The organism is Streptomyces sp. NPDC053474 (assembly GCF_044544845.1).
Lineage (GTDB): Bacteria > Actinomycetota > Actinomycetes > Streptomycetales > Streptomycetaceae > Streptomyces.
The window spans coordinates 71,427-94,983 of the sequence record NZ_JBITXV010000025.1; the positions used below are offsets into that span (position 1 = coordinate 71,427).

Below are 23,557 nucleotides of genomic sequence, written 5' to 3' on the forward strand. Positions count from 1 at the left end.
GATGACAGCCAAGGTCATGACCGTCACGCCCGATGACCACTGTCTCAATCGGCGGACGCCCCTGCACGGGGCGCGCGGGCCGTCACACGACGGGCTCGGGCTCCGCGTCGCCGTCGCTCTCAAGGCGGGCGAGCAGAGCCTCGGCGTCGACGCCCGCGCGCCGCAGCACCTCGACGGCCCGGCACTCCCGGTCGGCGGCGAGCGCGGCGAGCACGTCGACGCCCTGAGCCCGCGGCTCGCCGCGCAGCAGGGCACGCTCGTGCGCCGCCTCCATGGCTCCGGCCGCGGCGGGCGAGAGAACCGTTTCCTTGGCGGACGGCACGACCGGCACGGCCCCGGAGTCCTCGACGGTGCCCTGCCACTGGAGGCCGTAGCCGATGCTGCGCTGGACGAGATAGCCGAGCAGCCGCGCGACCTGCGGGCCGCCGTCGAAGACCGCCCGTACCTGGGGCTCGTACTCCAGGAGCGAGTGCAGCAGATGGGCCGTGTCGACCTGGCGGTCCCCGTCCCGTACGGCCCGCCTGCGCGCGCCGGACACCACCGAGGCCAGCTCCGCGCTCAGACGGGGATCGACGTCGGTTCGGGTCGGGCCGGGTTCGGCGCCCTGGGGGGTACGGCTTTGCACACCTCCCACCCCATCAGCCCCCGGCGCTTCCGGCATCGGCGGCGGGGAGCATTTCCGCGTCCCGCACAAGTTGGGCACTGCCGGGCGGGTTGTCCTCCTTACGGATGACTTTCCGCTGTTTTCGCTGGTGGGGCGTGCGCCCATGTGCTCCGCGCCGGGTGCGCAACCAGTTCGCTCCGGCGCTCGTCTGTCTGTGACATGGAGAGCAGGTGCTGGCTGGTCACCCTGTCGGCGATCGACGGCCGACTGTACGTGTACCGCGTGTACGCGCCGGAGGACGCCCTGCCCGCCGATCTGTTCTGGGACGCCTGGCACTGCCACGACGAGGGCCCCTTCCCCCGGGCCTCCGACCTCTTCGACGCGGCCGAGATACAGCGCTTCGGCTGACCCGGGCCGAGGGGGCGACCGGCGCCTTCGGCCGCACCGGAGCGACCGCGCACGGGCGCCTACGCGGGGCGCCTGCCGGTCACCACCGTGGCGTACAGCTCCTCGTCCGTGACGACGCGCGGTACGAGGCCCGCGTCCGTGACGGCCTCGACCGCCGAGGCCACCTGCCGCTCGCTCGTCTCGAACAGCAGGGACCCGCCCGGCGCCAGCCAGCGCGCCGCGTCCGCCGTCACCCGCCGCAGCACGTCGAGGCCGTCGGCGCCGCCGTCGAGCGCGACGCGCGCCTCGTGCTCGCGGGCCTCGGCGGGCAGCAGGGCGACCTCGTCGGACGGCACATAGGGGACGTTGGCCAGCAGGACGTCGGTGCGGCCGCGGAGCCCGGCGGGCAGCGCCGCGTACAGATCGCCCTCGTACACGCGGCCTCCGGCGCCGCTCACGTTGCGGCGCGCGCAGGCCACGGCCGCCGGGTCGATGTCGGCGGCGTGCAGTTCGGCCCGGCCGAGCGCGGCCGCGACCGCGACTCCCAGGGCGCCGGACCCGCAGCACAGGTCGACGACGACGGCACCGGGCGCGGCGAGCGCGGCCGCCTCGCGGACGAGGGCCTCGGTGCGTCGGCGCGGCACGAAGACCCCGGCGTCGACGGCGATGCGCAGGCCCGCGAACTCGGCCCAGCCCACGACGTGTTCCAGCGGCAGGCCGCTCGCCCGCCGCGCGACCATGGCGTCGAGTTCCGCGGGGCTCGCGGCGGCGGCCGCGAGCAGCTCCGCCTCCTCCTCGGCGAACACACAGCCCGCCGCGCGCAGCCGCGCCACGACGGCGGCGGAAGCCGGGGGACGGGTGGGTGTGGGCATGCGGGGGCCTTCCGACAGGGCGGGGAGCTGGAGCGACCAGCCTATCCGCCCGCCACGGACGGCCGGTTCGGCCGTCTTGAATGTTGTGGACCCGGGGGCTACTTTCCGCGACACCGTCGCTGCGCCCGCCGCAGCGCCCGTCGAGAAGGGGTGGTCGCAGTGCCCGAAGTCAGCGCGGAGGCACGGATCGAGGCACCAGCGGAGAAGGTCTGGGCGCAGCTCACCGACCTGTCCCAGTACGGGAAGTGGAACGCGACGCACACTGGCTTTCCCCAGGGCCCGCCCGCCTCGCTGGAAGTGGGCGGAACGTTCACGGAGAACATGAAGCTGATGGGCTTCCCCGCCGAGGTCGCCTGGACGGTCGTGGACCTGGAGCCCGGCCGTACGTTCGCGATCAAGGGCAAGGGCCCCATGGGCGTCACCGTCGGCACCCGCTACACGGTGGAGCCGGACGGCGGGGCGACGACGGTGCGCGCCAACGGGGAGTTCAGCGGCGCGGCGGTCTCGATGATGGCGGGCAAGCTCAGGGACTCGGTGACGGCGGCGCTCAACGAGTCGCTGCGGAAGCTGGGCGACCTGGTGACGTGAGCAAGAGGCCCGCGCCGCTCACGACACCATCGGCGGGCGGCCCACGGCGGCACCCGCGCGCGGCAAGCGGCGCGGACGAGGAGGCCGGGACAGACGAGGAAGGCGCCCCGCACGGATCGTGCGGGGCGCCTCGACGGCCGCGCCAGGGGCGCGGTCCTCGCTGCCTCAGTCCTCATCGGCGAGGATCAGATACAGCTTCTTGCGGGCGTCGTTGATGACGGTCAGGGCCTTCTCGCGCTGCTCCTTGGAGCCGGTCTTCCAGACCTGGCCGAACGCCTCCATCAGGCCGAATCCGGCCTGCCGGATCTCGGTCAGGGCCTCCCAGTCGACCCCGCGCCCGGCCTCTTCCCAGGGCGCGTCCGTGCCCTCGTCGGCCGCGGCACGGCCGGACTCGGTGAGCGAGAAGAGCTTCTTGCCGCCCTCGGTCTCACTGACGATCAGGCCCTCGTCCTCCAGGAGCTGGAGGGTCGGATAGACGGAGCCGGGGCTGGGCTTCCACGCCCCGCCGCTGCGCTCGGCGATCTCCTGGATCATCTCGTAGCCGTGCATCGGCCGGTCCTTCAGGAGGGCCAGGATGGAAGCGCGTACGTCGCCGCGCCGGGCGCGGCCGCGGGGACCGCCCCGCCCGCCGCGTCCGCCCCAGGGGCCGGGGCCCCCGAAACCGGGCCCGAAGGGGCCGAAGGCTCCGCGCCGCCCTTCGAAGCCGCCGCGCCCCTCGGGGCCGGGGCCGAAGGGGCCGCGTCCGCGACCGCGCTGGTGCTCGTGCTCATAACCATGGGAACGCATGTCGATCATTCCTTTCGTTGCTCCCTCACGTCGCCGCTCATCCACGGAGCAGCAACATCGCCGATCAGCCGCGCCACCCATCAGTGACATCGTTGATCAGTCGCGATGCTTCAACGATATATCGGAACTGTTCGGCTGGCAATCCCCTGCTGCCACGCACCCACCGAACCGGCCCGCATCCATGACCAAAAACCCACCCCGAACCACCGAGAAGAGCCAGTTCCAGCGAATTGGCCTTACCAAAGGCCCTCACTGGCCCCCTACCGTCGCCCCATGACGACATCCCCACGGAAGCGCATCCGCATCGTCGACGCCTTCGCCGAGCGCCCCTTCACCGGCAATCCCGCGGGCGTCCTGCTGCTCGACTCGTTCCCGGACGACGCCTGGCTCCAGCAGGTGGCCACCGAGGTCAACCACGCCGAGACCGCCTTCGCACACCCGCTGGCGCCGGGCGGCGACGCCGACTGGGCGCTGCGCTGGTTCACGCCCGCCACCGAGGTCGACCTGTGCGGCCACGCCACCCTGGCCCTCGCCCACGTCCTGCACACCACGGGCACGGCCGAGGGCACGGTGCGGTTCGCCACCCGGGCCGGGGTGCTCGTCTCCACCAGCCACGCGGACGGCACGCTCACGCTGGACTTCCCGACCGCCCCGCTCACCGCGACCGCCGCCCCGGACGGCATCGCCGAAGCGCTCGGCGCCGAGCCGCTCTCGGTGTACGACACCGGGCCGCACACCGGCGACCTGCTGGTCGAACTGGCCGACGAGAAGACGGTCCGCGCCCTCACCCCCGACCACCGGGCCCTGGCCCGCCACTCCGAGCGGGGCATCATCGCGACCGCGCGCGCCGAAGATCCCGCCCGCGGCTACGACTTCGTCTCGCGCGGCTTCTTCCCGCGCGTGGGCATCGACGAGGACCCGGTCACGGGCAGCGCGCACACCGCCCTCGCGCCCTTCTGGTCCGCGCGCCTCGGCCGCACCGACCTGACGGGCCTGCAGGCCTCGCCCCGCTCCGGCCTGGTGCGCACCGAGCTGCGCGGCGACCGCACCCTGCTGACCGGCCGCGCGGTCACCGTCATCGAGGGCGACCTCCTCGCCTGACGCGCGAGCGCCCGCCGCGTCGGATCACGCGGCGGGCGCTCGGCACGGCCCGGGGCGGCGGTCCGCCACCGCCCCGGCACGTCACGCGGTGGGCAGCCACCCCACCTTCCCGGCGAGCAGCGCGTAGCCGACGAACGCCCCGATGTCCAGGAGCGAGTGCGCCACGACCAGCGGCCCGACCCGGCCCCACCTGCGGTAGAGCAGGACGAAGACCACACCCATCGCCATGTTGCCGACGAACCCGCCGATGCCCTGGTACAGGTGGTACGAGCCGCGAAGCACCGAGCTCGCCCCGAGCGCGGCCATCGGCGACCACCCCAACTGGTCGAGCCTGCGCAGCAGATACCCGACGACGATCATTTCCTCGAGGATCGAGTTCTGCAGCGCCGACAGGACGAGCACCGGGTACTTCCACCACACGTCCGGCAGGTCCTCCGGCACCACCGTCAGATTGAAGCCGAGGCCACGGGCCGCCAGATAGAAGGCGATGCCCGTGGAGCCGATCACCGCCGCGACCGCGGTTCCCCGGCCGAGGTCCGGCCACGGCCGCGTCCGGTCGAAGCCGAGCGCCCGCAGCCCCGAGCCCTCCCGCAGCAGGAAGTGGGCCACGAGGGCGACCGGCACCAGGGCGGTGGTGATGCCGAACAGCTGCCACGCCAGGTCCAGCCAGGGCCGCCCTGGAGCCGCCGAGGAGTTGAGGGTCGCCGCCTGGTCCTTGAGCCCGCCCGGCTTGGTGACCGAGCCGATGAAACTGATGAGCGCGGACACCCCGCTCGCGCCGAGCGACAGGGCGAGGACGAGCAGCGTCTCGTCGCGCAAGGACCGCCGCGAGGGCTTCGCCTCAGGAAGGACACCAGCCGTCGGCCCCGGCTCCGCTCGCACTTCTGCCTCCACTGCGTGATCCCGCCTCGTCGCTCACCGCACCGCCCCGTCGCACCGATCGGCACGGGGCCGCGCCTGGGTCGTCAAGCTTGCCCGATGACCGCCGGGGGCGGTCGGCCGACCCGCGCTCACGAGATCACGCACGCCACGGCAGGGGCGCGGGGCCCCTCGTCCACCGAGGCCCCGGCCGCGCCGCGGCGCGTCACCGCACCGGCAGCGCCGGCTCCGGAAGGCCCACGGGCCAGGTGTGCACCGGCTCCCCCGCGTGCATCAGCTCGCAGTACCGGCGCGTGGTGGCCGCGAGGGCCGCGTCGCGCTCCAGGCCGCGCTCCAGGGCCCGGTGGTACGTCGCCGCCTGCCAGGACGCGCCGTTGACCCGCCGCCTGCACCGCTCCTCGATCACACCCAGGTACAGATCGCGGTCGGCGGGCTCCACACCCCACGCGTCGAGCCCGGCCCCGGCCAGCGGCAGCAGTTCGTCGCGTACGAGATCGACGGCCGCCACCCGCGCGAGGCCGCCGTACCGCCCGCGCCGCGGCCACTCCAGGGACGCCTCGATGCCGTGGCGGCACGCGGTGTCGAAGTTCCGGGCCGCCGTCTCGAAGGGCAGCCTGCTCCACACGGGCCGCGCCTCCTCGGCGAGCGCGCGCACCACCCCGTAGTAGAAGGCGGCGTTGGCGATGACGTCCGTGACGGTGGGGCCCGCGGGCAGCACCCGGTTCTCCACGCGCAGGTGCGGCACCCCGTCGGCGATGCCGTACACGGGGCGGTTCCAGCGGTACACCGTGCCGTTGTGCAGCGTCAGTTCGCCCAGCTGCGGCACCCCGCCGTCGTCGAGCACGCGCTGCGGGTCCTCGTGGTCGCACAGCGGGATCAGCGCCGGGAAGTAGCGCACGTTCTCCTCGAAGAGGTCGTACGCGCTGCTGACCCAGCGCTCCCCGAACCAGCTGCGCGGCCGCACGCCCTGCGCCTGGAGCTCGGGCGGCCGCGTGTCCGTGGACTGCAGGAACAGCGGCGGCCGCGACTCGCGCCACAGCTCGCGCCCGAACAGGAACGGCGCGTTGGCGCCCACCGCGACCTGGGCGGCCGCGATCGACTGCGCCGCGTTCCACACGTCGGCGAACTTGCCCGGCGTGACCTGGAGGTGCAGCTGCACCGACGTGCACGCGGCCTCGGGCGCGATGGACGCCGACGAGCACCGCAGCCGCTCCACGCCCTCGATGTCCAGGGCGAAGTCCTCGCCGCGGGCCGCCACCATCTGGTCGTTGAGCAGCGCGTAGCGGTCGTCCTCGGAGAGGTTCGCGGACACCAGGTCCGCACGGCTCAGGGTCGGCAGAATGCCGATCATCACGATGCCCGCGTCCACCTCGTTCGCCTTCCGGTGGGCGTAGGCGAGCGCCGTGCGCAACTCCTCGGCGAGCTGGTCGAGAACACGGCCGCCGAGCCGGTGCGGGGCAATGTTCACTTCCAGATTGAACATTCCGAGTTCGGTCTGGAAATCCCGGCTCGCGATGCGCCTGAGAACTTCCGCATTCATCATTCTCGGAGTGCCGTCGGGCCCCGCGAGATTCAGCTCTATCTCCAGGCCCAGCAGGTTCTTGGGCCGGTCGAAGCGCCGCTCGTCGAGCATCCGCCCGAGCGCGGCGAGGCACTGCCGGTGCTTGATCCGGTACAGCTGGCGATCGGACAGGTCGTACGATCCCGCCTCGACCTTTTCCCCCATCGAAGTGTCCCTCCTCCGGATGGGCAGCCAACGACCCGGCCGCTGTGTACGGGGGATGATGCCCCGACGATGTGATCCATAACGCCCCGCGCGGGCCCATGGGCCGGTAGGCTCCAGAATGTGCCGTGCGGCACATTCACGGGGCATGAGGCGGGCATGGGGCGAGCAAGGGGTGGACAGCGGACGCGATGTCGCTTTCTGTTCCTCCAGTTGTGGTGAAAAAACCGACGAGAATCAGCCGACCGCAGTCGTGGGAAATCCCGAGGTCAAACGCCCGGACGCGATCCGGAATCAGGAGAAATCCCCCAGAAGTGCGACCGAATGACGACTTGCCCGGCATATGAGGAACGGCTAGCCGAAACACTTCCTGAACACGTGTCGTATAAACTCCCGGGTTGAGGCAGAGAGTTGGCGCTCGCGGTCCCCCGTCCCCCGGGGCCCCTGCCCCCGCCCCCTCTGGCCCCGAGCAGACAGCGCCGTCCGCACCTGCCCCCCGGCTCCACTTGTGCCTGTCGAATAAGAGAGGCGACCCACCATGCCGCTGCATGTTCCCCCGGCTCCCGCGCCCGCACTGCGCAGCGTCCTCGCGGCCCTCAGCTCCCCCACCGCCGTCCGCGAGGCCCGTACGCCGTCCCTGCGCACCGCCCAAGGGCCCGTGAGCCCGGATGTCCCGCTGCCCGTGCACGAGTTGGACCACGCGGCGACGGGGCCCGCACCGGGAACCGGAGCGGCCACCAAGCTCACCGGCTGGCGCTTCCTGATCCGCTGCGGCGAGCGCGCTGTGGCCGCGGCGGAGACCATGCTCACCCCCGACGGCTGGGCGTTCTCGCACTTCTGCGAGGGTCCGTACATCGCGTCCGCCGAGCGCGCGCTGCGCCACGCCGAGGCCATGCCGCAGCTCTACCAACCGCGTCTGCTGTCCGTACCGGAGCTCTACATGCTCACCCTGTGGCTGCACGCCGACCGCGCGGCCGACGCCGCGAGCGGACCGCTCGCCCCCACCGACATCCTGGTGCCGCTCGCCCCGGCGCCCCCGGGCATCGCCGCCCACCGGCCGCACCGCGTCGCCGACCTCCTCCCGGTGCTCACCCACCGCCTGGCCCCGGCCCCGCTGCTCGGCTCGCCCGCCTGAGCCCGGCGCGATTCCGCTTGCGTGCCCCGCCGCCCCTCGGGCCGCGGGGCACGCCCCTGTCTGGATTGCCCATCCGGACTAGCCCACTTCGGCCACGCCGAACCACCCGAAGGGACAGGGGAGTTGGGCTGAACCGTCCGGGCGGGTGATACGTCCTTAAGGCAGTAGGGAGCACTGCCGCAAAATCCCTGCGGAATCGCGTCCGTGGGGCAACACTGGACGGGACCGACCAAACCAACGGGGGAACGGGGGCGGCATGACCACCGCATCGAGCCGCAGCACAGACGCGACAACCACCACTTCGCAGCGAAAGAACCCTTCCATGTGCCAGCACCAGCCGCCGTGCCCGACAGCCGAATCCGCCGACCGGGAGGCCGCGCTCCTGATCGCGCACCACCCGGAGCAGGGCTGGAGCCTGCTGTGCAACGGTGTCCTGCTCTTCGAGGACACCGGTGAGCTGCTGCCGAACGGCGAGATCATCGCGCCGCACCGGCCGCTGGGCACCCATCAGGTGATGACGGCCGCCTGAGCCGTCCGCACGGAAGCGGAGCACCACCGATAGTCCGCCAGAACAGCAGACAGTCCAGTAAGAACCGCAGGGCCGGCCCGGAAGACGCGAAGTCCTCCGCACCGGCCCTGACTCGTGCCCGGGTCACACGGCCTGCCGCCCGGGCCCCTCAGCCGTCGGGATCGGCCCGCCCGCGGTTCAGTCCTCGTACGCGTCCAGCGGCGGGCAGGAGCAGACCAGGTTGCGGTCGCCGTACGCCTGGTCGATGCGGCGCACCGGCGGCCAGTACTTGTCCGCGGTCGACACACCGGCGGGGAAGACGGCCTCGGCGCGGCTGTAGCCGTGCTCCCACTCGCCGCCGAGGGCGGCCGCCGTGTGCGGCGCGTTCCGCAGCGGGTTGTCCTCCGCGGTCCACTCGCCGCTCGCGACCTTCTCGATCTCCCCGCGGATGGCGATCATCGCCTCGCAGAACCGGTCGATCTCGACCAGGTCCTCGCTCTCCGTCGGCTCGATCATCAGCGTGCCGGCGACCGGGAAGGACATGGTCGGCGCGTGGAAGCCGTAGTCGATGAGGCGCTTGGCGATGTCGTCCACGCTCACGCCCGTGGCCTTGCTCAGCGGCCGCAGGTCGATGATGCACTCGTGCGCGACGAGCCCGCCGGGGCCGGTGTAGAGCACCGGGTAGTGCGGCTCCAGGCGCTTGGCGATGTAGTTCGCCGAGAGCACGGCCACCTGCGTGGCGCGCTTGAGGCCCTCGCCGCCCATGAGCCGGACGTACGACCAGGAGATCGGCAGGATGCCCGCCGAGCCCCACGGCGCGGCGGAGATCGGGCCGACACCGGTCTCGGGACCGGCCGCGGGCTGCAGCGGGTGGTTCGGCAGGTACGGCGCGAGGTGCTCGCGCACCGCGACCGGGCCGACGCCGGGGCCGCCGCCGCCGTGCGGGATGCAGAAGGTCTTGTGCAGGTTCAGGTGCGAGACGTCGCCGCCGAAGTGGCCCGGCTTGGCGAGGCCCACCAGGGCGTTGAGGTTGGCGCCGTCGACGTACACCTGACCGCCCGCCTCGTGCACGGCCGCGCAGATGTCGGCGACGTGCTCCTCGAACACGCCGTGCGTGGACGGGTACGTGATCATCAGCACGGCCAGCTCGGCGCGGTGCTTCTCGATCTTGGCGCGCAGGTCCTCGACGTCGATCTCGCCGTCGTCGGCGGTCTTCACCACGACGACCTTCATCCCGGCCATGACCGCGCTCGCGGCGTTGGTGCCGTGCGCGGAGGACGGGATGAGGCAGACGGTGCGCTGGTCGTCGCCGTTCGCGCGGTGGTAGCCGCGCACCGCGAGCAGACCGGCCAGCTCGCCCTGGGAGCCCGCGTTCGGCTGGAGGGAGACCTTGTCGTAGCCGGTGACCTCGGCGAGACGTTCCTCCAGCTCGCGGATCAGGGTCAGATAGCCCTGCGCCTGCTGGGCGGGCGCGAAGGGGTGCAGCTGGCCGAACTCCGGCCAGGTGACGGGCTCCATCTCCGTGGTCGCGTTGAGCTTCATCGTGCAGGAGCCCAGCGGGATCATGCCGCGGTCGAGCGCGTAGTCGCGGTCGGCGAGCCGACGCAGATAGCGCAGCATCGCGGTCTCGGAGCGGTGCTGGTGGAAGACCGGGTGGGTCAGGTACTCGTCGGTGCGCAGCAGCCCGGCGGGCAGCGTGTCCGCGACGCTCGCGTCCAGGGCCTCGACGTCGGCCTCGACGCCGAACGCCGTCCACAGCGCGGCGAGCTGGGCGCGCGTGGTGGTCTCGTCGCAGGCGAACGACACGTGGTCGGCGTCGACCTGGTGGATGTTGACTCCGCCCTCGCGCGCGGCGGCGACCACGTCGGCGGCCTTGCCGGGCACCCGCGCGGTCAGCGTGTCGAAGTACGCGCCGTGCACGATCTCGACGCCGCCGGCCTTGAGGCCCTCGGCGAGCAGCGTGGCGTAGCGGTGGGTGCGCCGGGCGATCGTCTTCAGGCCCTCGGGGCCGTGGTAGACCGCGTACATCCCGGCCATGACGGCGAGCAGCACCTGGGCGGTACAGATGTTGCTGGTCGCCTTCTCGCGGCGGATATGCTGCTCGCGGGTCTGCAGGGCGAGGCGGTAGGCCTTGTTGCCGTCGGCGTCGACGGACACGCCGACCAGGCGTCCGGGCAGGTTGCGGGCGAACTTCTCGTGCACCGCCATGTAGCCCGCGTGCGGACCGCCGAAGCCCATCGGCACACCGAAGCGCTGGGTGGTGCCGACCGCGATGTCGGCGCCGAGCTCGCCGGGCGAGGTGAGCAGCGTGAGCGCGAGCAGGTCGGCGGCGACGGTGACGATCGCGCCGAGGCCGTGGGCCTGCTCGATGACGGGCTTGATGTCGCGCACGGCACCGGAGGCACCGGGGTACTGGATCAGTACGCCGTTGATCTCGCGCTCGGCGAGGTCGGCGGGGATGCCGTCGCTGAGGTCCGTGACGACGACCTCGACGCCGGTGGGCTCGGCCCGGGTCTGGATCACGGCGATGGTCTGCGGCAGCGCGTCGGCGTCGACGACGAACACGCCGTTCTTGACCTTGCCGACGCGCCGGGAGAGGGCCATGGCCTCGGCCGCCGCGGTGCCCTCGTCGAGCAACGAGGCGCCGGAGGTGGGCAGCCCCGTCAGCTCGGCGACGACGGTCTGGAAGTTGAGGAGCGCCTCGAGGCGGCCCTGCGAGATCTCCGGCTGGTACGGGGTGTACGCGGTGTACCAGGAGGGGTTCTCCATCACGTTCCGCAGGATCACGGGCGGCGTGAACGTGCCGTAGTAGCCGAGCCCGATCATCGAGTCGAGGACCTGGTTGCGGTCCGCGAGGGAGCGCAGCTCGGCCAGGACCTCGGCCTCGGTGCGCGCACCGGGCAGTTCGAGGGCCTCGGCGTTCTTGATCACATCCGGCACGGCGGCGGCCGTGAGCTGGTCCAGGGAGCCGTAGCCGACCTGGGCGAGCATCTTGGCGCGGGCTTCCGCGTCGGGCCCGATGTGCCGCTGCTCGAAGGGGATTCCCTGCTCGAGCTGCGTGAGCGGAGTGCGAGGGGTGGCTGTCATTGCGGAGGCCTCCTGGTCTGACACGACCTGCGAGGGGCACCACGGCGCGGGTACCCGGACGGCCTCCCCCTCTGTCATCTCAACCTGAGAGCTTCACAGGACCGCCGGAGCGGCTCTGCTTTCACCGTCGGTGAGGAAGGGTTCCGAACGTGCCCGCCCGACGCCCGCCCTGCTTTCCAGAGTGGCCTCGTCCGTGCGGTACAGGGGCCTGAGAGATTCCGGGGAGGAGTTGCTCCTTCGGCGCCTCCGGTGCTGCCACCGAAGAGCTCTCCCGCACGGGGTCAACAGCCGCTTGCCAGCCTACCAGCGCGGTCCGTGGCCGATCCCTCGAGTGGCCGCCCGTCCCGATGTGCTCTTTCGTAGGTATGACGACCGAAAAACGGATGAGCCCGGATCACTTGCGACCAATTGGAGGGAACGTGCAGACGGATATCGATCCCCGCAATCTGATCGGCCGCAAGGCGTTCGACCGCGACGGAACCAAGATCGGCACGGTCGACGAGATCTATCTCGACGACGCCACGGGTGCCCCGGAGTGGGCGGCCATACGCACCGGTCTGTTCAGCCGTGACGCGTTCGTCCCGCTGGAGCCCAGCGAGCTGGTCCAGGACGGCACCCTGCGCGTGCCCTTCGAGCGCTCCCTGATCAAGGACGCCCCCGACTTCGGCGTGGGCCGCCACCTCTCCCCCGAGCAGGAGCTCCAGCTCTACCGCCACTACGGCCTGGACGTGACGCCGCCGCCCGCACCGGACCACGACTTCGGCCCCGGGGCCGGACCGGCCTGACCGAGCTCACCGGGCTCACCGGGCTCACCGGGCGAACGGGGTGGACGGGCCGGGCACCTGACGACCGCGCCACCACCGGACCACCGGACCTGCCGCGCCACCCCACCGCCCCACCCGCCGGGCCTGCCCGATCCGCTGCACCGCCCGACCCGCTGCACCGCCAGACCCGCCGCACCACCGGATCCGCCGGACCCGCTCCACCGCCCGACCTGCCGCACCGCCAGACCCACCGCGCCTCTGCACCGCCCGATCCGCCGAGCCACCGGATACGCCAGACCCGCCGGACCTGCCGCCCGCACCGCCGCACCACCGCACCTCCGTATCCGCCGCGCCGCCCGACCCGCCGCACCACCGGACCTGCCGGACCCGCTCCACCGCCTGACCCGCCGCACCACCGGACCCGCCGCCCCGCCGGACCTGCCGTCCCGCCGGGCCACCGGACCTGCCGCACCGCACCGCCGCACCGCCGCCCCAGCACCCCAGCACCCCAGCACCCCAGCACCCCAGCACCGAGGGGCGCCTACCCGGCCCCTTCCGCCAGCGGCAGCGTCCCTTCCTCCCCGTCTGAGGTCTCCCGACCCGCCGAAGCCGCTTCTGTGGCCCCCTGGTCCACCGGCTCCCCCGCCGAAGCCTGCCGCTCCGCCAAAGCCCCCGCGTCCGCCACCACCAACGGCAGCGGATCCGAAGGCTCCAGCTCCGGGTCATCCGTGCGGAACGTCCGCACGCGCCCCGGCGCCGAATCCGGGGTCTCGAACCGCACCGTTACCCTCCCCAGGCCACTGCCCTGCACCCATCCGGGCCCGTACACCGCGTGCCGTACGTCGTGCCCCGCGGGCCACCGCCGCTCGGCGGGCGCCACCGGCTCCCCAGCCGCCTCGCCCGACCCGGACGCCGCGTCGGGCCCGCCTTCCTCAGCCACGACGGCCACCGGGGCAGCCACCGCTTCCTCCTCCTCGGCCCCGGGCGCCAGGGACTCGGTCTGCAGCACCGCGTGGGCCTGCGCAAAGAGGTCCTCCTGCGTGAAGTCCGCGAGGCCGCTCACCCCGACGCCCAGCAGCCGCACCCCGCCCGTCGTGTCCACGGACTCCAGGAGCCGCGCCGCCGCCTCCCGCACCACGGCCGGATCGTCCGTCGGCCCCCGCAGCGTCTCGGAGCGGGTCAGCGTCGAGAAGTCGAAGCGCCGCACCTTCAGGACGATGGTCCGCCCGGAGTGCCCGGCCGCCCGCAGCCGCTGCACACACCGGTCGGCGAGCCGCGCCACCTCCAACCGCACCCGCACCCGGTCGTGGATGTCCACGTCGTACGTGTCCTCGACGCTGACCGACTTGGTGTCCCGCTCGGCCACCACGGGCCGCTCGTCCCGGGCCAGCGCCATCGCGTACAGCGCCCCGCCGTGGGCCTTGCCCAGGAGCCGCACCAGCTCGTCCTCCCCGGCCTCGGCGAGCTCCTCCACGGTGGTGATCCCGGCCCGCCGCAGATGGTCCCCGGTCGCGGGGCCCACACCGGGCAGCACCCGCACCGGCATCGGCCCGAGCAGCGCCCGCTCCGTGCCGGGCGGTATCAGGACGAGGCCGTCGGGCTTGGCCTGCTCGGAGGCGATCTTCGCCAGCATCTTGGACACGGCCAGGCCCACGGACCCGCTGAGCCCGGTCACCCGCAGGATGTCCGCCCGCAGCCGCTCCCCCACGGCCCGCGCGGACGCCTCGTCGTCGGCGACGCCGCCCGCCTCCAGGTCCACGAAGGCCTCGTCGAGGCTGAGCGGCTCCACGAGCGGCGACAGCTGCCGCAGCAGCGCCATGACCTGCTCGCTGACCTCCCGGTACAGACCGAAGCGGGGCACGAGGTACGCGGCGTTCGGCGCGAGGCGCCGCGCCTGCCCCATCGGCATCGCCGAGTGCACCCCGAACCGCCGGGCCTCGTACGACGCGGTCGCGACCACGCCCCGCGGCCCGAGGCCGCCGACCACGACGGCCTTGCCGCGCAGGCTCGGCTTCGCGGCCTGCTCGGCGGACGCGTAGAAGGCATCCATGTCGAGATGCAGGATCGTCGGCGCGGTTCTCACGCCCCTGATGGTGCCCCACGCCACTGACAATGCTCGTGACCTGCGGCGACGGACGAGTCAGCGAGGCCGTACGACGACAGGCCGGACCTCCGGCCACGGGTCGGCCCCGCAGACGGCGCAGGCAGGCGCCCGCTAAGGGCGCGTACGGCTCTGTGCGCGCCTCGGGCGCGCAGAAGAGGGCGGAGGGCGTCAGCGCCTCCGCTCGCCCCGCAGAGCCTCACACAGCGCGATTGCGGCGCCGCGCCAGCTCGTCCCCCGGGTGGTTCCCGACGAGGGTCTCCCCCGTGTCGACGCGCTCCCCGTGCAGCTGCGACAGCGCCGCCTCGACATCGCGCCAGACGACGCCGACGGCGATTCCGAAGACGCCCTGCCCGCCCTGGAGCAGCTCGTGCACCTCGCTGGGCGACGTGCACTCGTACACCGTCGCGCCGTCGCTCATCAGCGTCGTGCGCTCCAGGTCCCGGAAGCCGCTGTCCCGCAGGTGCTGCACCGTGGTGCGGATGTTCTGCAACGACACACCGGTGTCGAGGAAGCGCTTCACGATCTTCAGGACGACGACGTCGCGGAAGCTGTAGAGCCGCTGTGTGCCGGAGCCGCCCGCGGCGCGCACGCTGGGCTCGACGAGACCGGTGCGCGCCCAGTAGTCGAGCTGGCGGTAGGTGATGCCCGCGGCCGCGCACGCCGTCGGGCCCCGGTATCCGATCTGGTCCTTGTCGCCCTGCTGCGCCTGGCCTTCCGGTCCGGACGGGCTGCCGCTACCGTGAACCGGCACCGGGCGCCTCAACGAGGGTTCGGCCGAGCCACCGTGCAGCGGATACGAACCGCCCACCGCTGTACCGTCGCCGCTGCTTCTCACGCCGACCTCCGTCCTTGACCTGCCTTCTCGACGGTAGGCAGTCGCCAGGGGCTCGTCAACGATCGCCACACTCGGCACGCCGAGTGATAATCACCCTGCGAGTGGTTTCCCGTACCGCACTGCGGGGAAAGGCTAGCCGAATGCTCCGGAGCGGGCCCCTCGGCCGCTCCTCGCAGGGTCTCTGAGCCGTTCGTCCGCCGCGGTCGGCGCCCGGCCCGCTCCCTGCGGGCCGCGCCCTACCCGCGCAGCGGATTCCGGCCCGTCACTGGCTGCTGGTGCCGAAGTCCTCGGGCGAGATCTGGTCGAGGAACTCGCGGAACTTCTCCACCTCGTCCTCCTGCTCGTCCGGGATCGCGATGCCCGCGTCGTCGAGCACGCCGTCGCTGCCGAAGATCGGCGTCCCGGTGCGCAGGGCCAGCGCTATGGCGTCCGAGGGACGGGCGCTCACCTCGACCCCGCTGGCGAAGACCAGCTCGGCGTAGAACACGCCTTCCCTCAAGTCGGTGATGCGCACTTCGGTGAGCTCCTGGCCGACGGCCTCCAACACGTCCTTGAACAGGTCGTGGGTCAGTGGCCGCGCGGGTGCCATGCCCTGCTGTGCGAAGGCGATGGCGGTCGCCTCCCCTGGTCCGATCCAGATGGGGAGGTACCGGTCGCCTCCCACTTCACGCAGGAGCACGATCGGCTGGTTGGAGGGCATTTCGACCCGGACACCTACGACGTCGAGCTCGTTCACACAGCAACCCTAGGACGTGCCCGGCGGGTTTGGGTAGTCGGGCTCCCGCCGAGTCAGCGCTCCCGCACGCCCAGCGCACTGTGCACGAGGGCCGTGTGCAGCCGTCCCGCAAGGCCCGCGAGCTCTTTCGTACGTGCTTCCGCATGGGCCCTGGTCTGCGGATTGCGGTGCCTGCGCAGCGGTGCCACGACCTGGTCGACGAGCGCGGCGTCCCGCTCCGCCGCGGCCTTCATGGCACGCAGATGCCGCGGCTCGATACCGAACCGCCCCAGCTCGACGACGAGCGCGGCCACCGTCACGGCGTCCGCGTCATAGCTGCCGTCCGGCAGCGCGGCGATCAGGCCGTACGTCTCCCAGTCAGCCAGCTGCCCCTCGTCGGCCTCCACGGCGGCGAGCAGGGCCTCGCGCCCCACCCGGGCGGCGGTGCGCTCGTCCTGCGCTTCGGTGTCGCCGTCGGCGCCCCCGTCGCGCTGCTGCCCGACCGAGGGCAGCGTGACCTGCTCGCCCCGCTCCATCGCGTCCAGATGTTCACGGATGACCTTCAGCGGCAGATAGTGGTCACGCTGCATCCGCAGGACGTGCGCCAGGCGCTCGACGTCCTCGGGGCTGAACTTGCGGTACCCGGACGGCGTGCGCTGCGGTTCGATGAGGCCCTCGGACTCCAAGAACCTGATCTTGGAGATGGTGACCTCGGGAAACTCGTCACGCAGCACGTTCAGCACGGCGCCGATGCTCATCAGCCGGTGTTCCGCAGCGGCGGTGCCGTGACCGGCACCGCCCCTCGGTGTGTGCAGCATGGACCTTCCTCGGGGTTCCCCCGGACGGTGTCCGGGGGAGTGTCAGATGCCCCGCTGGCTCGCGTAGAAGACCAGCCGGTACTTGCCGATCTGCACCTCGTCGCCGTTGGACAGGGCGACGGAGTCGATCCGCTCCCGGTTCACGTACGTGCCGTTGAGGCTGCCGACGTCGGCGACGGTGAAGCTGCCGTCCGCGGCGCGACGGAACTCCACGTGGCGGCGCGACACGGTCACGTCGTCCAGGAAGATGTCGCTCTGCGGGTGACGGCCCGCCGTCGTCAGGTCGCCGTCCAGCAGGAAGCGGCTGCCCGAGTTCGGACCGCGCCGGACCACGAGCAGCGCCGAGCCGAGAGGCAGGGCGTCCACGGCCGCCTGGGCCTCGGGCGAGAGCGCCGGGGACGGCGTCTGGCCCGTGGTCTCGGCGTCGTAGGCCTCAAGACCGGAGATGGAGATCGTCGAAGTGGTTTCGGACGGGCGCTCGCTCACCGCTCCGGGCCGCAGCGGCGCGCCGCAGTTGGAACAGAACCGGCTCGCCTGCGCATTGCGGTTACCGCACCTCTGACACACCAGGGCCGACATGGACGGATCCTCCTGCCGCGGCTGCCCCGCTGGGGCGTGGGACGCGTACGGGTCGGAAAACCCTCCACCCGTACCTGAGGTCGACGGATCCCCGAAACCTATGCGGCCGGAAGTAGCAGGGTCAACAGACGACGCGCCCTGTCCGCCCGAATTGTCACCACCCGGACCAGCCACCTGGTCCCGGAACAGCGGGCGCTGGCCCACCTGGGTCTCCGGCACGTCTCCCTGGCGCGGCGCACGATGACGCGCGTCCTCACGCGCACTCTTGCCGAACAACTTCGCAAACAACTTCACGGGCGATTCCCCTTGACCGAAACAGACCCGCCCGTGGGGCAGGACGAACCCTGACTGCACACACCGGCGTGCATCGCCAACACGGACATCTTCACAACGTCCGTATCCGCCAAACAGTTTCCACCACGCACCCCGTCCCGGGTGCGCCGACCCCCCGCAACCTCATGCCCTGGACCGGAAGCCCGCATGCACCCCCGCCTCACTGGGAGGACGACCGAGCGTAGTCAGGCCGCTTCGCCGGTCGCAAGGCGTCCACGACGATCTTCTCCGTACGTGCGACGACGACTGTGGCCTGCTCCTTCTCCAGAGTCTGCACCACCCCTCCGGGGATGTTCAGTGCAGGCTCCAGGTCCTGGGGCTTACCGATGACCTTGAAGCGGTACGGCTCGGCGACCTTCTGGCCGTCCACCCGCACACCGCCGCCCGCCGCGTCCGACAGATGGGTGCTGGCCACCACCCGTACGTCATTGACCTGGATGGCCTCGGCGCCGGCGGCGCGCAGCTCCTGGATGGCGTCGAGCAGCATGTGTGCCTCCACCGTCCCCTTCTTGTCGTCGATCGTCAGCGTGATGCCCGGCCCCTGCGCGGCCACCGTGCCCGCCAGGATGCCGAGTTGCCGTTCCCTCTCGGCGGTCTGCTTGCGGGCCTCCTCGGCCTGGTCCGAGCTGCTCTCGAGACCGGTGCGCTGTTCTTCGAGGCGCCGCTTCTCATCTTCCAGACGCTGAGTACGGTCATCCAGTTCATCCAGGATGCGAACAAGATCTTCTTGTCGCGCCCCGCGCAGCGCGTCACTGCTGTCGTTGGTCGACCGCACCTGGATGGCTAGGCCCAGGCCGAGCACGAAGAGCAGCAGGGCCACGATGAGTTGAGCACGCGTCAGGCGCGGCGGCCACAACCCCTGCACGAGCCGCTGGCGGCCGGTCACCGGCGCGGGGCCTGCCTCATCGCCCGCCGCCGCGCCACCGGCCCTGCCGGGCGTCGGCGGGACCTCGGGGGGCAGTTCTCTGCGGCGTCCGTCGCCGGGCGTGTCGTCCCCGTTTCCGGGGTTCGTCGAGCTCATCGGCATCACGCCCGGAAGACGTGCCGACGGATGGCCGCGGCGTTGGAGAAGATGCGGATCCCGAGGACCACGACGACACCCGTCGAAAGCTGAGCGCCCACGCCCAGCTTGTCGCCCAGGAAGACGATCAGCGCGGCCACCACCACGTTGGACAGGAACGACACCACGAAGACCTTGTCGTCGAAGATCCCGTCGAGCATCGCCCGCAGGCCTCCGAACACCGCGTCGAGCGCCGCCACCACGGCGATCGGAAGATAAGGCTCCACCACCGCGGGAACCTCGGGCCGGACCAACAGTCCGGCCACGACTCCCACGACGAGGCCCAGTACGGCGATCACGATGTGCCCTTTCCTGCCTTCGGCTGTGCTGTACGTACGGTCACACTGGGCGCTGCCGGCAGCCGGAGGTCGTCGGCCACGGAGATGTTGGTCCGGATGCCGAAGTTCTCCTGCAGAGCATGCAGATACTGACCGTCGGGGCTGTTCTGGAACCTGGTGCTCAGCTGTTGCCCCTGGCCCACCGCCAGCACCGTATACGGCGGCACCAGCGGCTTGTTGTCGACCAGTATCGCGTCACCGGCCGCCCTGATCGCCGACAGCGCGGTCAGCCGCTGGTCATTGATGGCGATCGCCTCGGCACCGGACTGCCACAGACCGTTGACGACGCGCTGCATGTCGCGGTCACGCACCCGGCCCGTGTCGGAGAACCCGGCGCTATCCCGGGGCCCGCCACCGCCCTGGTCGGCCTGCTTCTTGTCGTTGACGACGAGCCGCACGCCCGGCCCCCGCACGGGCGTGGCGCCGGACAGCAGCGACACCAACTCGGCCCGGCCGCCGCCGTGTTTCCGCAGCGCGGCACGCTGCCGCGCGCTCACGTCGTTGCGCAGGTCGTCGACCTCGTCCTCAAGGTCGTCCGCGTCCGCCGTGGCCGACTCGACCCGGTCGATCAGCTCGGCGCGCTCCTTGGCGAGCACGGGCGCCGCTATGCGCGCCTGGGCGGCCCCGACGGTCACCACGAGCGCGGCCAGGACGAGCCCCGCCGCGAGCCCCAGCTTCGCCCGGAGGGTCTTCGGCACTCCTCCTGTGCCGGATTCCCTCTTGCGGGCGGCGGCCTCGGCGTATCCCTCGTCCAGGCTGTGGTCCATGACGGTGGTGAGCAGCGACATGGAGGCGTCCGGGCGCGAAGGGCGCGAGACGGTGCTCCGAACGGGGGGCTGCTGCGGCATGCCGCACATCGTCGCACGTCGCGGGCGCTACCTCCGAATGGCCCCACCGGTGTGCCGGACAGCACCACTTACGGGTGCGGACCGGCACACCCGCACGCTCAGCGCCCGGCGCCGTCCACGACAGCCGACCACTCGTCAAGCAGAGCTTGAGCCGAAGCCTCGTCGGGCCCCTCGGCCCACAGATGCGTGACCGCCTCCGCGGGATCGGGCAGCACGAGCACCCACCGCCCGTCCGCCTCCACGACCCGTACGCCGTCCGTGGTGTCCACGGACCGGTCGCCCGCGGCCTCCACCACGCTCCGCATCACCAGGCCCTTGACCGCCCACGGCGTGGCGAGGTCCCGCCGCTGCACGTGCGCACGCGGAATGCGGGCGTCGATCTGGCTGAGAGTGAGCTGTGTGCGCGCCACCAGACCGATGAGCCGTACGAATGCCGCGGTGCCGTCGAACACGCTGCTGAACTCCGGCACGATGAAACCACCGCGCCCGTCACCACCGAAGATCGTCGAGTCGCCGCGCCCGACCCGGGTCAGGTCGTCCGGCGAGGTGGTCGTCCAGTCGACCTGCGTGCCGTGGTACGCCGCGACCTGCTCGGCGATGCGCGTCGTCGTCACCGGCAGCGCGACGCGGCCGCTGCGCCGCTCCGCGGCCACCAGGTCGAGCATCACCAGCAGCGCCCGGTCGTCCTCGACGATCCGCCCCTTCTCGTCCACGAGGGACAGGCGCTCGCCGACGGGGTCGAACCGCACACCGAAGGCGGCGCGCGCCGATGCCACGATCTCCCCCAGCCGGACGAGCCCCGACCTGCGGGCGTCGGACGACTCGGTGGGCCGCGACTCGTCGAGCCCGGGGTTGATCGTCAGCGCGTCGACGCCGAGCTTGCCGAGCAGGCTCGGCAGGACGAGCCCGGCACTGCCGTTGGACGCGTCGACGACGACCTTCAGCTCCGCCTCCGCGATGCCCGTCGTGTCCACGTTCCGCAGCAACGACCCGGTGTACGAGTCGAAGACGCTGGACGGGAAGTGCAGGTCCCCGATCTCGCCGGGGAACGCCCGCCGGTACTCCTGGCGCGCGTACACCCGGTCGAGCTTGCGCTGCTTGGCCTGGGAGAGGTCGGCTCCCTCCCCGTCGAAGAACATGATGTCGACGGAGTCCGGCACTCCGGTCGTCGTACGGATCATGATCCCGCCGGCGCTGCCCCGCGCCGTCTGCTGCCGCGCCACCGGCAGCGGCACGTTCTCCAGGTCCCGTACGTCGATGGCGCTGGCCTGCAGCGCGGAGATCACAGCCCGCTTGAGCGCCCGCGCGCCACGCGAGTGGTCGCGGGCCGTGGTGACCGTCGAGCCCTTCTTCAGGGTCGTCGCGTACGCCCCGGCGAGCCGCACCGCGAGTTCCGGCGTGATCTCCACATTGAGGATGCCGGACACGCCGCGGGCCCCGAAGAGGTGTGCCTGGCCGCGGGACTCCCAGATGACCGAGGTGTTGACGAAGGCACCGGCCTCGATCGTCTTGAACGGGTAGACCCGTACGTTCCCCTGGATGATCGATTCCTCACCGACGAGGCACTCGTCGCCGATGACGGCTCCGTCCTCGATGCGGGCGGCCCGCATGATGTCGGTGTTCTTGCCGACGACGCAGCCGCGGAGGTTGCTGTGCTGCCCGATGTACACGTTGTCGTGCACGACGGCCTTGTGCAGGAAGGCCCCGCTCTTCACGACCACGTTCGAGCCCACGACGGTGTGCTCGCGGATCTCGGCGTCGGCCTCGATCTTCGCGTAGTCACCGACGTAGAGCGGGCCGCGCAGGACGGCGTCGGGGTGCACTTCGGCGCCTTCGGCGACCCATACTCCGGGCGAGATCTCGAAGCCGTCGAGTTCGACGTCGACCTTGCCTTCGAGGACGTCGGCCTGCGCCTTGACGTAGCTCTCGTGGGTGCCGACGTCTTCCCAGTAGCCCTCGGCGACATAGCCGTAGATCGGCTTGCCTTCCTTCATGAGCTGCGGGAACACGTCTCCGGACCAGTCGACGGGCACGTCGGCCTCGACGTAGTCGAAGACCTCGGGCTCCATGACGTAGATGCCCGTGTTCACGGTGTCGGAGAAGACCTGGCCCCAGGTCGGCTTCTCCAGGAAACGCTCGACCTTGCCGTCTTCGTCGACGATGGTGATGCCGAATTCCAGTGGATTGGGGACACGTGTCAGGCAGACCGTGACGAGCGCGCCCTTCTCCTTGTGGAAACTGATCAGGTCGGTGAGATCGAAGTCGGTCAGAGCGTCACCGGAGATGACGAGGAAGGCGTCGTCCTTCAGCGCTTCCTCGGCGTTCTTCACACTGCCGGCGGTGCCGAGTGGCTTCTCCTCGTTGGCATACGTGAGCTCCATTCCGAGCTCTTCACCGTCGCCGAAGTAGTTCTTGACGAGAGATGCCAGGAACTGCACTGTCACTACGGTCTCGGTGAGCCCGTGCCTTTTCAGCAGGCGCAGCACGTGCTCCATGATCGGCCGGTTGGCCACCGGCAGGAGCGGCTTGGGCATGCTCGAGGTCATGGGGCGCAGGCGTGTGCCTTCGCCTCCGGCCATCACGACGGCCTTCATGTCGGAAACGTCCTCCTTGATAGGTGACGATCTAGCCGACTCAGCCCGCCGATATTGGCCCGCTCAGGTTTCTTACGGGCCCGCAAGCCGCAACAGCCGCCTTACCGGCGAGCTCAATCGGCCATGGCATCCGCCCTGACAAGTCGGCGGACCTGAACCACGTAGAGGATCCCTGCCCACCAGTACAGCGTTGTACCCCATCCGGCGAACGCCCATCCGAAAATACCAGCGAGCGTGGGGAACCAGCCACTTCCGTCGCTGAGGAGAAGCAAGGGAAAGGCGTACATCAGGTTGAAGGTGGCGGCTTTGCCCAGGAAGTTCACCTGCGGCGGCGGATAGCCGTGCCGCCGCAGGATCCCGACCATCACCAGCAGTACCAGCTCACGCAGGAGTAGCACGGCGGTCAGCCAGAGCGGCAGGATCTCCCGCCAGGTCAGGCCCACCAAGGTCGACAGGATGTAGAGCCGGTCGGCTGCGGGGTCGAGGATCCGGCCGAGGCTGCTGATCTGGTTCCACCGGCGGGCGAGCTTCCCGTCCAGGTAGTCGCTGACGCCGCTGAGCGCCAGGACGAGCAGCGCCCAGCCGTCGCTCTTCGGTCCGCCGAACTCCGGCCTGAGGATCAGCCACAGGAAGAGGGGTACGCCGACGAGGCGCGCCATGCTGAGGATGTTGGGGATGGTGAGGACCCGGTCCGTCTGGACACGGGTCTCTTGGACCTCCACCCGGGGGCCTCCTGTGAACGAGCCGATGATGCCCAGACCTTACCGTCAGTTGTCGGGATCCTGTGCAGAGGGGTGGTGTCTTGCCCTGAACGCAGAAAACCCCCGTGCCATCCGGCACGGGGGTCCTCTTCAAAGTTTGTTCGGCGGCGTCCTACTCTCCCACAGGGTCCCCCCTGC

22 protein-coding genes and 1 riboswitch are annotated in these 23,557 nt (G+C 71.4%); of the genes, 6 read left to right on the forward strand and 16 right to left on the reverse strand.

Annotation, left to right across the window (positions count from 1 at the left end):
- Positions 1-82 precede the first annotated feature (82 nt).
- Positions 83-625, reverse strand: a complete 543-nt coding sequence (locus tag ACIG3E_RS38480; RefSeq protein WP_399625354.1) for a Clp protease N-terminal domain-containing protein — start codon at positions 623-625, stop codon at positions 83-85.
- Between the two features lie 198 nt (positions 626-823).
- On the opposite strand from ACIG3E_RS38480, the gene ACIG3E_RS38485 reads away from it, so the two are divergent.
- Positions 824-1,012: a hypothetical protein gene (locus ACIG3E_RS38485; RefSeq protein ID WP_399625356.1), complete on the forward strand. Its 189-nt coding sequence runs from the start codon at positions 824-826 to the stop codon at positions 1,010-1,012.
- Positions 1,013-1,071: 59 nt separating this feature from the next.
- Here the strand turns inward: ACIG3E_RS38485 and ACIG3E_RS38490 are convergent, their stop codons facing one another.
- Positions 1,072-1,863 carry a putative protein N(5)-glutamine methyltransferase gene (locus tag ACIG3E_RS38490; RefSeq protein ID WP_399625358.1) on the reverse strand — a complete coding sequence of 264 codons (792 nt, stop codon included), beginning with the start codon at positions 1,861-1,863 and terminating at the stop codon, positions 1,072-1,074.
- A gap of 159 nt (positions 1,864-2,022) precedes the next feature.
- On the opposite strand from ACIG3E_RS38490, the gene ACIG3E_RS38495 reads away from it, so the two are divergent.
- Positions 2,023-2,451, forward strand: a complete 429-nt coding sequence (locus tag ACIG3E_RS38495) for an SRPBCC family protein (protein WP_399625360.1) — start codon at positions 2,023-2,025, stop codon at positions 2,449-2,451.
- 165 nt (positions 2,452-2,616) lie between these two features.
- Here the strand turns inward: ACIG3E_RS38495 and ACIG3E_RS38500 are convergent, their stop codons facing one another.
- Positions 2,617-3,237 carry a PadR family transcriptional regulator gene (locus ACIG3E_RS38500; protein ID WP_399625361.1) on the reverse strand — a complete coding sequence of 207 codons (621 nt, stop codon included), beginning with the start codon at positions 3,235-3,237 and terminating at the stop codon, positions 2,617-2,619.
- Positions 3,238-3,510: 273 nt separating this feature from the next.
- Here ACIG3E_RS38500 and ACIG3E_RS38505 point away from each other — a divergent pair, with 273 nt between their 5' ends.
- Positions 3,511-4,338: a PhzF family phenazine biosynthesis protein gene (locus ACIG3E_RS38505; protein WP_399625363.1), complete on the forward strand. Its 828-nt coding sequence runs from the start codon at positions 3,511-3,513 to the stop codon at positions 4,336-4,338.
- Positions 4,339-4,419: 81 nt separating this feature from the next.
- Here ACIG3E_RS38505 and ACIG3E_RS38510 read toward each other — a convergent pair whose 3' ends face one another.
- Both ACIG3E_RS38510 and ACIG3E_RS38515 read right to left on the reverse strand, forming a co-directional pair.
- A complete protein-coding gene (locus ACIG3E_RS38510; RefSeq protein ID WP_399625365.1) occupies positions 4,420-5,220 on the reverse strand; it encodes a CPBP family intramembrane glutamic endopeptidase in 801 nt (266 codons plus the stop codon).
- 202 nt (positions 5,221-5,422) lie between these two features.
- Positions 5,423-6,943: a glutamate--cysteine ligase gene (locus tag ACIG3E_RS38515; RefSeq protein ID WP_399625367.1), complete on the reverse strand. Its 1,521-nt coding sequence runs from the start codon at positions 6,941-6,943 to the stop codon at positions 5,423-5,425.
- 535 nt (positions 6,944-7,478) lie between these two features.
- Here ACIG3E_RS38515 and ACIG3E_RS38520 point away from each other — a divergent pair.
- Positions 7,479-8,075 carry a hypothetical protein gene (locus ACIG3E_RS38520; RefSeq protein WP_242715347.1) on the forward strand — a complete coding sequence of 199 codons (597 nt, stop codon included), beginning with the start codon at positions 7,479-7,481 and terminating at the stop codon, positions 8,073-8,075.
- A 322-nt stretch (positions 8,076-8,397) separates the two neighbouring features.
- The gene (locus ACIG3E_RS38525; protein WP_275940270.1) at positions 8,398-8,604 is read left to right on the forward strand and encodes a DUF5999 family protein; all 207 of its coding nucleotides are present in this window, start codon (positions 8,398-8,400) and stop codon (positions 8,602-8,604) included.
- Between the two features lie 177 nt (positions 8,605-8,781).
- On the opposite strand, the gene gcvP is transcribed toward ACIG3E_RS38525, so the two are convergent.
- Complete coding sequence (gene gcvP, locus ACIG3E_RS38530) at positions 8,782-11,670, reverse strand: aminomethyl-transferring glycine dehydrogenase (protein WP_399625371.1); 2,889 nt, start codon at positions 11,668-11,670, stop codon at positions 8,782-8,784.
- Between the two features lie 186 nt (positions 11,671-11,856).
- Positions 11,857-11,954, reverse strand: a riboswitch (glycine riboswitch).
- Positions 11,955-12,089: 135 nt separating this feature from the next.
- Between gcvP and ACIG3E_RS38535 the strand changes: the two genes are divergently transcribed.
- Positions 12,090-12,455 (forward strand): PRC-barrel domain-containing protein, encoded by a 366-nt coding sequence (locus tag ACIG3E_RS38535; protein WP_399625374.1) that lies wholly within the window; start codon positions 12,090-12,092, stop codon positions 12,453-12,455.
- A 520-nt stretch (positions 12,456-12,975) separates the two neighbouring features.
- Here the strand turns inward: ACIG3E_RS38535 and ACIG3E_RS38540 are convergent.
- From ACIG3E_RS38540 to ACIG3E_RS38585, 10 genes are all read right to left on the reverse strand, one after another.
- Complete coding sequence (locus tag ACIG3E_RS38540; protein ID WP_399625376.1) at positions 12,976-14,517, reverse strand: DNA polymerase IV; 1,542 nt, start codon at positions 14,515-14,517, stop codon at positions 12,976-12,978.
- A 217-nt stretch (positions 14,518-14,734) separates the two neighbouring features.
- Positions 14,735-15,373, reverse strand: a complete 639-nt coding sequence (locus ACIG3E_RS38545) for a MerR family transcriptional regulator (protein ID WP_399625378.1) — start codon at positions 15,371-15,373, stop codon at positions 14,735-14,737.
- A 262-nt stretch (positions 15,374-15,635) separates the two neighbouring features.
- The gene (locus tag ACIG3E_RS38550; RefSeq protein WP_028797289.1) at positions 15,636-16,109 is read right to left on the reverse strand and encodes a bifunctional nuclease family protein; all 474 of its coding nucleotides are present in this window, start codon (positions 16,107-16,109) and stop codon (positions 15,636-15,638) included.
- A gap of 53 nt (positions 16,110-16,162) precedes the next feature.
- On the reverse strand, positions 16,163-16,906 hold the full coding sequence (locus ACIG3E_RS38555; protein ID WP_399625381.1) for a MerR family transcriptional regulator: 744 nt from the start codon (positions 16,904-16,906) through the stop codon (positions 16,163-16,165).
- A gap of 42 nt (positions 16,907-16,948) precedes the next feature.
- Positions 16,949-17,896: an FHA domain-containing protein gene (locus tag ACIG3E_RS38560; protein ID WP_399625407.1), complete on the reverse strand. Its 948-nt coding sequence runs from the start codon at positions 17,894-17,896 to the stop codon at positions 16,949-16,951.
- An 82-nt stretch (positions 17,897-17,978) separates the two neighbouring features.
- Positions 17,979-18,839 carry a DUF881 domain-containing protein gene (locus tag ACIG3E_RS38565; protein WP_399625383.1) on the reverse strand — a complete coding sequence of 287 codons (861 nt, stop codon included), beginning with the start codon at positions 18,837-18,839 and terminating at the stop codon, positions 17,979-17,981.
- A gap of 5 nt (positions 18,840-18,844) precedes the next feature.
- Positions 18,845-19,177, reverse strand: a complete 333-nt coding sequence (locus ACIG3E_RS38570) for a small basic family protein (RefSeq protein WP_003988855.1) — start codon at positions 19,175-19,177, stop codon at positions 18,845-18,847.
- A complete protein-coding gene (locus ACIG3E_RS38575; RefSeq protein ID WP_399625386.1) occupies positions 19,174-20,073 on the reverse strand; it encodes a DUF881 domain-containing protein in 900 nt (299 codons plus the stop codon). Before ACIG3E_RS38575 ends, ACIG3E_RS38570 begins: the two co-directional genes overlap by 4 nt.
- Before the next feature lie 89 nt (positions 20,074-20,162).
- A complete protein-coding gene (locus tag ACIG3E_RS38580) occupies positions 20,163-22,658 on the reverse strand; it encodes a sugar phosphate nucleotidyltransferase (RefSeq protein WP_399625388.1) in 2,496 nt (831 codons plus the stop codon).
- Between the two features lie 113 nt (positions 22,659-22,771).
- Positions 22,772-23,380 (reverse strand): CDP-alcohol phosphatidyltransferase family protein, encoded by a 609-nt coding sequence (locus ACIG3E_RS38585; RefSeq protein WP_399625390.1) that lies wholly within the window; start codon positions 23,378-23,380, stop codon positions 22,772-22,774.
- Positions 23,381-23,557 lie beyond the last annotated feature (177 nt).